This is a genomic window from Monashia sp. HAY1-5C, assembly GCF_056755255.1.
Map to the genome: position 1 here is coordinate 1 of NZ_JBPGXG010000653.1, position 244 is coordinate 244.

A 244-nucleotide genomic window follows, 5' to 3' on the forward strand; every position below is an offset into this window, starting at 1 on the left:
CTACAGCACCATATGATTTGTACTGTGTAATATCGGAATAGTTTTCTTTCTTTAATTCTTTTTCAAAATGAGCGATTCTAATCCACTCAGTATTTTCATCGATAATTTCGTCAAGTTTCTCAGTTTCGTGCAAGTGAGGTAGTAATAAATCTTGAGGCCGTCTACCTAATGAATTAGCATAAGCTAAGATTGCATCTTTATGAAGATGAACTGCATTATGTAAAAATCCTTTAAATAACTGATT

The 244-nt window shown here is 32.0% G+C and carries 1 protein-coding gene; it reads right to left on the bottom strand.

From position 1 onward, the window contains the following. Positions 1–244: hypothetical protein (locus ACR9ZK_RS23075; protein WP_481344249.1), on the bottom strand; the 244-nt coding region annotated here is incomplete at both ends.